Origin of the sequence: Niastella sp. (assembly GCF_045805085.1) — a bacterium.
Classification (GTDB): Bacteria; Bacteroidota; Bacteroidia; order Chitinophagales; family Chitinophagaceae; genus Niastella.
This window is the reverse complement of the sequence record NZ_JBJMLX010000324.1, coordinates 18,691-31,654: the sequence shown is the minus strand read 5'-3', so window position 1 is coordinate 31,654 and position 12,964 is coordinate 18,691. Positions and strand designations below refer to the sequence as shown.

General features: G+C 46.0%; 9 protein-coding genes. 3 read left to right on the top strand and 6 right to left on the bottom strand.

Annotated features, from left to right (window positions below; genetic code table 11):
- The first annotated feature begins 163 nt into the window (after positions 1-163).
- Complete coding sequence (locus ACJ751_RS17005) at positions 164-1,381, top strand: DUF763 domain-containing protein (RefSeq protein ID WP_407746719.1); 1,218 nt, start codon at positions 164-166, stop codon at positions 1,379-1,381.
- Between the two features lie 130 nt (positions 1,382-1,511).
- On the opposite strand, the gene ACJ751_RS17000 is transcribed toward ACJ751_RS17005, so the two are convergent.
- Positions 1,512-2,729 carry a DEAD/DEAH box helicase gene (locus ACJ751_RS17000; protein ID WP_407746718.1) on the bottom strand — a complete coding sequence of 406 codons (1,218 nt, stop codon included), beginning with the start codon at positions 2,727-2,729 and terminating at the stop codon, positions 1,512-1,514.
- A 148-nt stretch (positions 2,730-2,877) separates the two neighbouring features.
- On the opposite strand from ACJ751_RS17000, the gene ACJ751_RS16995 reads away from it, so the two are divergent.
- Complete coding sequence (locus ACJ751_RS16995) at positions 2,878-3,072, top strand: hypothetical protein (RefSeq protein ID WP_407746717.1); 195 nt, start codon at positions 2,878-2,880, stop codon at positions 3,070-3,072.
- Between the two features lie 101 nt (positions 3,073-3,173).
- Entirely contained in the window at positions 3,174-3,959 is a 786-nt protein-coding gene (locus tag ACJ751_RS16990; RefSeq protein ID WP_407746716.1) for a DNA-formamidopyrimidine glycosylase family protein, read from the top strand.
- 29 nt (positions 3,960-3,988) lie between these two features.
- Here ACJ751_RS16990 and ACJ751_RS16985 read toward each other — a convergent pair whose 3' ends face one another.
- From ACJ751_RS16985 to ACJ751_RS16965, 5 genes are all read right to left on the bottom strand, one after another.
- Positions 3,989-5,212 (bottom strand): ABC transporter permease, encoded by a 1,224-nt coding sequence (locus ACJ751_RS16985; protein WP_407746715.1) that lies wholly within the window; start codon positions 5,210-5,212, stop codon positions 3,989-3,991.
- A 15-nt stretch (positions 5,213-5,227) separates the two neighbouring features.
- Positions 5,228-5,977, bottom strand: coding sequence for an ABC transporter ATP-binding protein (locus tag ACJ751_RS16980; protein WP_407746714.1), 750 nt, complete (start codon positions 5,975-5,977; stop codon positions 5,228-5,230).
- 25 nt (positions 5,978-6,002) lie between these two features.
- Positions 6,003-7,322 carry an efflux RND transporter periplasmic adaptor subunit gene (locus tag ACJ751_RS16975; RefSeq protein WP_407746713.1) on the bottom strand — a complete coding sequence of 440 codons (1,320 nt, stop codon included), beginning with the start codon at positions 7,320-7,322 and terminating at the stop codon, positions 6,003-6,005.
- Positions 7,323-7,348: 26 nt separating this feature from the next.
- A complete protein-coding gene (locus ACJ751_RS16970; RefSeq protein WP_407746712.1) occupies positions 7,349-8,680 on the bottom strand; it encodes a TolC family protein in 1,332 nt (443 codons plus the stop codon).
- A 254-nt stretch (positions 8,681-8,934) separates the two neighbouring features.
- Positions 8,935-12,822 (bottom strand): methylmalonyl-CoA mutase family protein, encoded by a 3,888-nt coding sequence (locus ACJ751_RS16965; protein WP_407746711.1) that lies wholly within the window; start codon positions 12,820-12,822, stop codon positions 8,935-8,937.
- Positions 12,823-12,964 lie beyond the last annotated feature (142 nt).

Genomic DNA, 12,964 nt, shown 5'->3' with positions numbered 1-12,964 from the left:
CTTCTGCCTTCTGCCTTCTGCCTTCTGCCTTCTGCCTTCTGCCTTCTGCCTTCTGCCTTCTGCCTTCTGCCTTCTGCCTTCTGCCTTCTGCCTTCTGCCTTCTGCCTTCTGCCTTCTGCCCTTTGCCCTTTTTTTAGCAAATAATTACTAACTTTGTTAGTACATGAAACGCTCCGGCACTGCAGATCTTCCTTTACATTATGGCGCTGTTCCGCCCTGGCTGGCCGAACGCATGGCCAAACTGGGCCGGGCCATAACCGAGGTGATCCTGATGGAATATGGAAAAGCCGATTATATTCGCCGGCTTAGTGAGCCCTGCTGGTTCCAAAGCCTGGGCGCTGTAATGGGTATGGACTGGCACTCATCGGGCATTACTACTTCTGTACTGGGAGCGTTAAAAAAAGCCATCAACCCATTATCGAAAGAACTGGGCATTTATATCTGCGGCGGTAAAGGAAGCCATTCCCGCCAGGTGCCCAATGAACTATTAGCCATTGGCGAACAAACCGGTTTGAATGCGCAACAACTGGTTCGCTGCAGCAAGTTGAGCGCCAAAGTTGATAACACCGCCATTCAGGATGGATTTCAATTATACCTGCATAGCTTTATTGTTAGCAATGAGGGTGAATGGACAGTTATTCAACAAGGCCTGAATGATGCTACCGGCACAGCCAGGCGCTATCACTGGCACTCGCAGCAATTGCAATCATTCGTAAATGAACCACATACCGCTATTTGTGGTTTGCAGCCCGGCAATATTTTAAACCTGGTTGATAATGAGGCGGCGCCCACCCGCTCAGGTATACTTACCTTATCAAATAATGAATCGCCCAATGACCTGTTGGTCGAAATACAGCACCTTACCATGCCGGCCCATCACGAGGTGCAGGCAAAGGATGTTGATCTGAAAAGACTGGGCGCCATGTTGTGGTTAACCCATGAAAAGAAACCTGCCGATTTTGAAGAATTGTTATTGCTGGAAGGAATGGGGCCACGCACCCTGCAATCACTGGCACTGGTAAGCGAAGTGATCCATGGCACCAACACCCGGTTTAAAGATCCCGCGCGTTTTGCGTTTGCCCATGGTGGAAAGGACGGGCATCCCTTCCCGGTTCCAACCAAAGTATATGATGAAACCATCAACGTCTTACATAAAGCAGTTGAAAAAGCAAAGATTGGTCAAAGCGATAAATTGCAGGCTATAAAGAAGCTTACAGAGCTGGCTCAAAAAGCCGAAGAGAATTTTATTCCCAATGATAACTTTGAGCAACTCATAGAAAAGGAACGCAATGAATCCTGGCGTTACGAAGGCAGGACAGTTATGGGAAAGGCCAAACCACCCTCCAAAAGATCAAAAGGAGTTCAATTGAGACTTTTTTGAGAGAAAGCTGCAAGACGTGAAACGTCAAACGTGAAACGTGAAAGGGTTCCCGAAATTTTAGGCTTTCCGCCAACTGATTAACCCGTTAACTTGTCAACTCGTCAACCTGTTAACTCTATCAACTCCTCAACTACTTCCTCCTGGGCCTCCCGTGATGTTGATATCTTCTATTACCACCCCCACTCTTCGAACGGAGTCTTGGATGATACTCAGGTGTTTTACCCAATTCTTCGGGAACAGCCGCCTTTTCAACCTCTTTGCCGATCAGCTTTTCAATAATAGCGAATTTGTTTTGTTCGGTTTCGCTCACCAGTGTGAACGCCATACCATCAGCTTCTGCGCGGGCCGTTCTACCAATACGATGTACATAATCTTCTGCATCACGCGGCACATCATAATTGATAACCAGGTCAATGGTATCGATATCGATACCGCGGCTTAAAATATCCGTGGCAGCTAATATGGGTATCCGTCCGCTGGTAAAACCATTCAACACGTCTCCCCGTTGCACCTGCTCCAGGTCGCTGTGTATTTCGGCGATCTTGAAACGCGCGCGTTCCATTTCCCGCACCAGTGATTTTACACTTTGTTTGCGGCTGCAAAAGATGAGCGCGCTTTTAAAGGAAACGTTTGTTAAGATATGCTTAAGTAAAGGCAGTTTTTGTGGTTCATACACTACAAAAGCTTTCTGCACTATTTTCTCAGGTGGCTTTGAGATAGCGATGTTGATCTCGGCCGGGTTGTTCAATATCTTTCTTGCCAGCAGCCTGATCTTGTCGGGCATGGTGGCCGAAAACATTAAGGTTTGCCGTTTGGCAGGTATGGCATTGATGATCTTGTTGATATCATCAGAAAAACCCATATCCAGCATACGGTCAGCCTCATCCAGCACCAGGAACTGCAATTGTTTAAATTGTACATAGCCCATGTTCAGGTGGGCTATCATGCGGCCAGGCGTGCAAATGACGATGTCGGTGCCGGTTTGCAAAGCCTTCTTTTCAGCAATGAAGTTGTTACCGTCATTTCCGCCATAAACAGCAATAGAGCTGATATTGGTAAAGTAAGAGAGTCCTTCCAGGTGCTGGGCAATCTGGATGGCCAACTCACGGGTAGGCACAATTACCAGCGCGCCAACCTGTCCATCAATGCGATGGGTCAGCAGGCGATTGATAATCGGCAGCAAAAAGGCCGCTGTTTTACCGGTACCGGTTTGGGCGGAAGCGATAATGTCTCTACCAGCCAGAATGGGCGGTATTACCTGCTCCTGAACAGGAGTAGCATTTTCGTAATTGGAGGCTTCAATGCCTTCTAATAAGTCGGGGTGAAAGCCAAATTCAGTAAAGCGCAAGATGTCAATTTATTTAGGTGTTTGCGGAGCATGGTCCTGCAGATAAAATTATACAAGCAAATATAATGTAATTTGGCCATGTAAATCAACAAAGTAGAACAAGTTACCCCCGGGCACGTCCTTTGCCATATTACCTGAAAGTAGTATTATGGAAAAAAGAGTCTTAGGCATTATACTCGCACTGGTTGGTGTTGTGGGACTTATACTGGCCGGAGTGAACTTTATGAATGGGGGCGCCAATACGCATAACGTTAAGCAAATCATTATGTATGGAGTGCTGGGCGCTATCTTTTTCTTTGCCGGAGTTGGCCTTATTCGCAATACCCGCGATAGAGCAACTTAGCAGATTGTGGAATTAGGTACTCAGTGATTGTTACTTTTTTCATAATTCGGCTACCACTTCTCTTCCAGCGCTTTACTAACCTATAAATAGCCGAATAGCCTATGCCAGAAGGGCCTAGTATCATCATTCTCAGGGAAGCCGTACAGCAATTTAAAGGCAAAAAGATCTTGTCTGCATCCGGCAATACACACGCCATAGATAAAGAAGCGCTGGTCAATCAAACAGTTATCGACTTCAAAAGCTGGGGTAAACACTTTCTGATCTGTTTACCAAAATTCACTTTACGTATTCACTTTATGCTATGGGGTTCTTATAGTGTTAATGAACCCTTAAAAAAGAACATTCGCCTTCATTTGCATTTTAATAATGGCGATCTGTATCTGTATAGTTGCTCAATAAAAGTAATAGATGAAGACCTCGATCATGTATACGATTGGAGTGGCGATGTGCTCAACGACGCCTGGGATGAAAAAAAAGCCAGGAAAAAACTGAAAGCCCAGCCCGATCTACAGGTGTGTGACGCCTTACTGGATCAGAACATTTTTGCCGGGGTAGGAAATATTATCAAAAATGAAGTGCTGTTTCGCATTCAGGTTCATCCCGAAAGTATTATCAAATTATTGCCTCCACGCAAACTTACCGAACTCATCAGGGAAGCCCGTAATTACAGCTTTGATTTCCTGGAATGGAAAAAAGCATTCTTATTAAGAAAACACTGGCTGGTACATACGAAACAGATCTGCCCACGGTGTGTTATTCCGCTCATTAAAAAATACCTCGGTAAAACCAAACGCCGAACTTTTTATTGCGAGAACTGCCAGGTAGTTTATGCAGAACCGGAAAAGCCGGCCAAAAAGAAAACCCGGAAGAAACAACGAACAGTGTAACTCCCGGGCCTATCTTATAATTTTCTTCTTTATTCATATCGTAATGCCTCAATAGGATCCAACCGCGATGCTTTCTGCGCCGGGTAATACCCAAAGAATACACCGGTAATGGCGCACACCATAAACGACAGCATAATAGACGATTGCGATACCAACGTTGGCCACGATAAAAACAACGTTACCAACCGCGAGGCAGTAATACCTAATAGCACGCCGAGAATACCACCGGTAATACTGATCAGGATCGCCTCTATTAAAAACTGGAACAGGATGTCGGTTCCTTGGGCACCAATACTCATACGTAAACCGATCTCTTTAGTACGCTCCGTTACCGACACATACATAATGTTCATGATGCCTATTCCACCCACTACCAGTGAAATACCGGCTATGGCTGCCAGTAATACGGTCAACAACTGACTGGTTGAACTAAAGGTATTGATGAGCTCCGCCTGGGTACGCACCATGAAATCATCTTCATCGGTTGCTTTTAATTTATGTGAAGTACGCAGGATACTGGTGACCTCTTCCGTTGCCTGCGCACTGCTGCCTTCATCAATTGCTGAAGCGTAAATATTTTGAATGTAAGGAATGGCCAGAATTCTTTTTTGCACGGTGGTATAAGGCGCAATGATGATATCATCCTGATCCTGGCCAAATGCGTTCTCGCCTTTTTCACCCAATACCCCGATAACTTTAAATGGTATCTTATTAAAACGGATGATCTTGCCTACCGGGTCTTCGGAGCCAAAGATATTTTCCACTACGGTTTGACCGATCAAACAAAGCTTATCGGCTGTATTCACATGCTCCTGCGTAAAAGTGATGCCATCTTTCACCGGCCAGTTACGAATAGTTAAATATTCAGGGCTTACTCCCTGAATGGTAGTAGGCCAGTTGAGAGCGCCATTGATGGCCTGCCCTTTCGACTGTACAGCAGGCGACACGGCTGAGATATAGGTGGCTTGTTTCTGGATGGCTTTTACATCATCCATCGTAAGAGATTGCAAGCCTGTTGCATCGAGCCTGGCCCCGCCTCCAACTGTTTGGTTACTGCTGGGTCGTATGGTGATCATATTCGATCCCATACTGCTTAACTGATCCTGGATGCTTTGTTTGGAACCCTGCCCTATGGCCACCATAGCGATCACTGACGCCACCCCTATGATAATACCGAGCATGGTTAAGAAGGCACGCAGCTTATTACGCTGCAGTGCTCTTAATGCGATTCGTATGAGGTTAAAAAGTTTCATTGTAATTAGTATCAGTTAGTAATCTGCTGCTACTGGTAATGCTGCCAGCATTTCTTTGGCAGAACGCACCTGTGTATTCCTGCTGTCCTTTACCACTTTGCCGTCTTTTAAGGTGATTGTTCTGCTGCTGAAGGCAGCGATATCCGGTTCGTGCGTAACAAACACGATTGTTTTTCCCTGTTGCTGATTTAACTCCTGGAACAACGCCATAATTTCATAAGAGGTGCGGGTATCCAGGTTACCGGTTGCTTCATCGGCCAGGATCATTACCGGTTCATTTACCAGGGCACGGGCAATGGCCACGCGTTGTTGCTGTCCGCCCGATAACTGATTGGGTAAGTGATCGAGCCTGTCGGCCAGCTTAACGGCTTCCAGAGCTTTCACAGCCCGCTCATGCCTTATTTTTGATGAAATACCTGAATTATAAAACAGGGGTAACTCTACATTTTCCAGGGCCGATGTACGCGCCAGCAGGTTATACGACTGGAATACAAATCCTATTTTATGGTTGCGCAATACGGCCAGCTCATTGCGCGATTGCTTACCTATATCCACGCCATCGAGCAAATAGGTGCCGTCGGTGGGTTTATCCAAACAACCCAATATGTTCAGCATGGTGGTTTTACCGGAACCGCTGCTACCCATGATCGTTACAAACTCACCCGGTTCTACCTCAAATGAAACGCCTTTTAATGCACGCACAATTTCTACCCCCATTTTAAATTCGCGTTTCAGGTCGTGTATAGATACTATTTTGTTTGACATGCTTTTGACTAGTTTATATCTTTTTCTAATTTCTGCTTCCCCCACTACCGCCACTTCTATTACCGCCGCTACTACCACCTCTACGTTGCGGCATAAACGGACTTCTTGGTGTGCCGGCTCCCTTCGCCCCTGTTTCTTCCTGGTGCGACCCTGATACTACTTCATCATCTGTAGTTAAGCCGGATAACACCTGTACATTGGTATCATCGGTAAGGCCAATTTTTATTTTACGCCGGGTAAGCGTGCTGTCTTTCTTCACCCACACCATGGCTGTTTTTCCGGCATCCACCGTTTGTGTGGCATCGCGTTTTCTATTTTTGCTCATGCTGCTGCTATCTTTTGGCGCACTGCCTATACGCATGCCGCCTTTCCGTTGACCATCTTTATAATTGCCGCCTTCAATGGTGTATTTTTTATACAGGCTTGAATCGGGCCGGAAGCGCGTTGCTTTTGCAGAAACCAGTAAAGCGTTTTGTATTTCCTGGGTGAAGACGGTGATGTTGGCTGTCATTCCCGGTTTTAGTTTCAGATCGTCATTGGGTGCATCTATGATGGTAGCATAAGTTACCACGTTCGATGAGACACTTGGCCGCAACCGCACTTCATTTACATGGCCTTCAAATACATTATCGGGGAAGGCATCTACCGTAAAGGTTACTCGCTGTCCATTCTTTACATTACCGATATCGGCTTCATCAACCGCCGCCTGCACCTGCATTTTGGTAAGGTCTTTGGCAATCACAAACAAGGTAGGTGTATTTAAACTGGCCGCTACTGTTTGGCCCACACTCACATTCCGGGTTAACACAGTTCCATCGATGGGCGAGTAAATGTTTGCATAATATAAATTTTGTTGGGCTGCCTTTAACTGGGCAGCAATGCCGTTTACGTTATCATTGGCTGAATTATATTGATTTAACGCGACCTCATAATCTGCCTTGCTGATAGCGCCAACATCGAGCAATTGCTTTTGCCGCTCGTAGTTGCTTTTTTGATACTCCTGGTTGGCCCTTGCCTGCCGCAGGCTGGCGCTTATCTGATCGCGCTGGGCTGATAAGATGGTCTTGTCTATTTCAGCGATCAATTGACCTTTCTTTACTTTATCATTGAAATCAACATATACTTTACTTATAGTGCCCGATACCTGCGTACCTACCGAAACGGTATCAACAGGTTGAACCGTACCGGTAGCCGTTACGCTGGTGGCAATAGTGCCATAGTGCGGTTGTTCGGTTTCCAGCACAACTGGTTTTTCTTCTTCCTTAAATTTCCAAAACCAGATGCCAACACCGGCAGCAACGATGACCAGCACCCAAATGACCCATTTATATTTTTTCCTTTTCATGTTGTATCCTTTTATAATTATAGATATTATAGGGCTACAGGCACGCCTGTATAGAATTCATAGATCTTCTTGTTAAGAATGGTATTGTACTTGGCCTGTACATATGCCTGCAAGGCCTGCACATACAGGTTCTTTTGCGTAAGCAGATCAATTGTATTGAGGGCTCCCAGACGCATCTGCTCATTGGTAATGTGAAAACCTTCCTGGTTGGTTTTCCATGATAATTCTGCTGCCTCCAGTTGGGCCTGTGAATTCAATACGTTTATGTAAGCCTGCTCAACAGCCTGATCGAGCGTTGTTTTTGTTCCCTGTAATGACAACTTCGCCTGCTCTATCTGTATTTTCGATCGTTCTATATTGCTTTTATTAACGCGGTTGGCAAAAATGGGGATCGATACGGTTACCCCCAATCGCTGGTAGAAGTTATTGTTTACCTGGTTAAAGTATTTGAGGTTATTGTTATCTGAATACCCACTCGATAAACCTGCTCCTACACTTACAACCGGTAAGCGGCCTGCCTGGGATTTTTCCAATCCTACCTCTGCCGATCTCACCCCCAGTTCACCCGCTTTTACTTCAGGTCTTGAACTTACTGCGGCATTTTCAGCTTCCGGTAACGACGCTACGGCCTGATTGGTAACCAGCGTATCGGGTTGTACCACATCGAAGCTTACTGAAGAAGGCAGCTGTAAGATTTGTTTCAACGTTACCAGGTCTGAGCGATGGGCATTGATGGCAGTGGTGAGATTGTATTTATCATTGGCCAGTGTGGCTTCCAATTGTAAATAATCCTTGCGCGCTAAGCTACCGGCATCAAACCGTTGCTTGCCCAGCGTTAACTGTGATTCTGATGAACTCACCAGCTCCTGCAGATAAGCAATGTTTTCTTTTTGTAAAAGTATATTCAGGTAAGCCTGGGTGATCTGCAGCGTAATATCATTCTCGGCCGCCTGTACGTTTAACTGGGCGCTTTCCAGCAGGAGGTTCTTTTGCTTTATATCATTGTTCAGGAAACCGCCATTATAAACGACCAGGTTGGAATTTACCCCATAATTACCCGATGCAGTGGCCTGGGTTTGAAAACCACCTACCACCGGGTTGGCATTGTTACTATTTACTAATGATTGTGTAAGGGTTGCCGATAAGCTGGGTAATTTAGCTGCTCTTGCCTGTAAAAGGTCCTGCTCACTGGAACGCGCACCCCAACGCAGGTTGTTGATGGTGATGTTATTCTTTTTTGCATAATCCAGACAGGTTTGCAGGTCCCATTTCAACGGCCCTGTTGTAGTATCCTGCGCATAAAGAGGAGTAAAGAGGCCCGGTAAAAGTCCGGCTATTAGTAAAAAATATTTCCACATACCTAATATATTTAATTCAGGATTCGTACACCTATTTGAAGTGTTTAGAAAACATTTCCAGCGGTTGGTTAAACGGTTTATCAACTGCTTAACAATTCATTTACTCCTTCTTCGTTTCAACTGATAAACGGTTTGGCTCCCTGATACTTGGGGAAATAAAAATGCCACACCCGCTTTTATGAAAAGCTGATGTGGCACTTATTAATTCAATTTTAATGAGGAAATTATTCTACATAAGAGAAGAACCCCAACACTTACATATTCCTGCGATACTGCCCGCCCACTTCAAACAACGCATGGGTTATTTGACCCAGCGAACAATACTTCACGGTTTCCATCAACTCTTCAAAGAGGTTTCCATTGTTGATGGCTACTTTCTTCAGGCGGTTCAGCATCTCATCAGATCTGCGTTCATTCCGTTTCCAGAAGGCCTGCAGGTTCTGGATCTGTTGTTCTTTTTCTTCGGTAGTACTGCGAATTACTTCGCCGGGCAAAATGGTAGGGCTTCCCTTTTTATTCAAAAAAGTATTCACGCCAATGATGGGTAATTCTCCGTTGTGTTTCAAACTTTCGTAATACAAACTTTCTTCCTGGATCTTATTGCGTTGGTACATGCGCTCCATGGCGCCCAGCACACCACCACGTTCCGTGATGCGATCGAACTCTGCCAGTACAGCGTCTTCAACCAGGTCGGTCATTTCTTCAATGAGGAAGGAACCCTGGATAAAGTTCTCGGTCTTGGCGCTGCCCAGTTCCCTGTTAATGATGAGTTGAATAGCCATTGCGCGGCGCACGCTTTCTTCGGTGGGTGTTGTAATGGCTTCATCATACGCGTTTGTGTGCAGGCTGTTACAATTGTCGTAAATGGCGTACAGGGCTTGCAGGGTTGTTCTTACATCATTGAAATCGATCTCCTGCGCATGCAGACTTCTACCCGATGTTTGAATATGGTATTTCAGCTTTTGGCTGCGGTCGTTGCCTTTGTATTTATACTTCATAGCCTTGGCCCAGATGCGACGCGCCACGCGACCGATCACACTGTATTCAGGGTCCATCCCATTGCTGAAGAAGAACGAGAGGTTGGGCGCAAACTCATCGATATGCATGCCGCGGCTCAGGTAGTATTCTACATAAGTAAAACCATTCGCCAGGGTAAAGGCTAATTGTGTTATTGGATTGGCGCCTGCTTCTGCAATATGATAACCGCTGATACTTACGCTGTAAAAATTGCGCACCTTTTGTTGAATAAAATATTCCTGCACATCGCCCATCAGCTTTAATGCAAACTCGGTGCTGAAAATGCAGGTGTTCTGTGCCTGGTCTTCTTTTAAGATATCTGCCTGCACGGTACCACGTACCTGGGCCAGCGCTTCTGCTTTTATTTTTGCATACACTTCTTTGGGTAATACATCATCACCCGATACCCCCAATAATTGTAATCCCAACCCATTATTGCCTTCGGGCAATCGCTCCGGTGCTGAAGGGTTGTAGTAGGCTGGTTTTGGAAGTTGTTTGAATCTTTGGTCTAATTGATCATTCACCATTGGCCATTGACCGTTTTCGCCAATCCATTTTTCACACAGCTGATCGATGGCCGCATTCATAAAGAACGCGAGTATGATCGGGGCCGGACCGTTAATGGTCATGCTCACTGAGGTTTTGGGATCGCAAAGGTCAAAACCACTGTATAATTTTTTGGCATCATCCACCGTGGCAATGCTCACGCCGCTGTTCCCAACCTTACCATAAATATCCGGGCGATGAGCAGGGTCTTCGCCATACAGAGTTACGCTGTCGAAGGCAGTGGACAAACGCCGCGCAGGCTGATCGAACGACACATAGTGAAAGCGCTTATTCGTACGCTCGGGACCACCTTCGCCTGCAAACATGCGGGTGGGGTCTTCCCCTTCGCGTTTCAGCGGGAACACGCCAGCGGTAAAAGGATATTCACCCGGAATGTTTTCCTGCAACTGCCATTTTAAAATATCGCCCCAGTCGTTGTACTTGGGTAAAACCACTTTCGGTATGCGGGTACCGCTGAGCGATTCAGTGGTCATTCGTAGTTTGATCACTTTATCGCGCACCTGGTATTCAAAAAAGTCAGCTTTATATTTGGTGACCAGTGCAGGCCATTGCTCCACCAGCTTTTTACATTCGGGATGTAATTGCGCTTCCAGTTTATTTTTGATAGCGGTCAGTTCATCCTTTACCGCAGCTGATAATGTGTTAACCGCATTCAACGTTCCATTTAGCTGATACAGCTGTGTTGCCAACGCAGCCTGTTCTTTTACCCACACATCGTAGCCCCGGTTGGTATCAGCAATTTCTGAAAGATAACGAACTCGTTTAGGAGGAATGATCTGAGTTTTGGTGGTGGTAGTGGCCCCCTCCAAACCTCCCCCAATAGAGGAGGCTTCTATAGCCCCGAACTCAACACCGGTTTTTGTTTTGATGGTAACCACCAGTTTTTCAAACAGCTCATTGATGCCGGTATCGTTAAACTGGGCGGCAATGGTGCCAATAACGGGAAGTTCCTCATCCCTGGCCGACCATAAGCCATGGTTGCGTTTGAACTGTTTGCGTACATCGTGCAGCGCATCGAGGGCGCCGCTTTTATCGAATTTATTGATGGCGATCACATCGGCATAATCGAGCATGTTGATCTTCTCCAGTTGGGAAGCTGCGCCATATTCAGGCGTCATTACATACATGCTTACATCGCAGTAATCCAGAATGCTCACGTCGCTTTGTCCCACCCCGGCCGATTCTAAAATAATGAGATCAAAGGCCGCTTCTTTACACACATCGATGGCTTCCTGTACGTGTTCGCTCAGTGCCACGTCGCTGTCGCGGGTAGCGAGCGAACGCATATAAGCCCGGGGAGAATGGATGCTGTTCATCCGGATGCGATCACCCAGCAGGGCGCCACCAGTTTTCTTTTTTGAGGGGTCAACAGAAATAACCGCAATTGTTTTTTCGCCAAAAGCATTCAGGTACCGCCGAACAATTTCATCGGTCACTGATGATTTACCGGCCCCGCCGGTACCGGTGATGCCGAGGACGACCTCCCCGCGGCCAGCCTCCCCCCAGCCCCCTCCGGTGGAGGGGGAGTTAGGTACCTCGCTACTATTTTCATTTATCTCTTTATCTGGCAACCCAGAGAGAGCGATATGAATTTTATTCAGAACTTTTTCAAGCTCATAAGTAATTTCTTCGTTGTTAAACCGAATGACCTGGAAACCTAATTTATTCAGTTCTTTTGTTCTTTCTTCATCACTGATCTTCATTTCTGGCAGCTGATGGTAATTTCCGTCTACTTCAATAACTAATCCTTTCTTTAAACAAGCAAAATCAGCAATGAAGTTTCCTATTATATGCTGTCTTCTAAATTTATATCCTTCTTTTTTGCTTCTAAGTTTATCCCAAAGAATTTCTTCAGCCACGGTGGCATTCTTTCTATGTTCTAAAGCAAATTCTTTAAGCTTATTAAAAATAAAAGGATCTACCATAAACTGATTAACCGTTACAGAGGAGCCATCATATAAGCTCTCGCGCTCCATTTTATTTTCTGCCAGGGTAATTGCCCGCGCTATCTTTCTAATATCTTTTCTTTCTCCTAATGGTAATTTCCCATTCCATTTTCGGGGCGCCAGCCAATAGTCGGTCTGTTGTGAGTCCCCCCCTCCACCGGAGGGGGCCGGGGGGAGGTCGGCCGGGAGGGGGCTGCATTCTTTTATCACCTCCTCAATCATCCCTTCCAGCCCCAATCTTCTCCCATCATCGGGACTGTATATCCTGGTGATCCCATAATTATGCAGCTCGGTAATTTCCTGGGGCAGAATGGTGCCGCCGCCGCCGCCGAAGATCTTTATATGGCCACAGCCATTCTCTTCCAGCAGGTCTTTCATGTATTTAAAGAATTCCACATGGCCACCCTGGTAGCTGGTAATGGCAATGCCCTGGGCATCTTCTTCTATGGCGCATTCAACGATCTCCGCTACAGACCGGTTATGACCCAGGTGTATGATCTCAGCGCCTTTTGACTGTAAAATGCGCCGCATTATGTTAATCGCAGCGTCATGACCATCAAAAAGGGAAGCAGCAGTAACTATTCTAACTTTGTTGACAGGTGTATAACTCATAATAGCATGCATTACAAAATCGGCCTAAAGTTAGTTCAAAAAAGCTAATGATCGTTAGCATTATATCGTAATGCTAACCAGTGACAGTTTTCTTGCATAAAACAGATAAGAAAAAGCAAAACTTCCGGGAACGATACCGGAA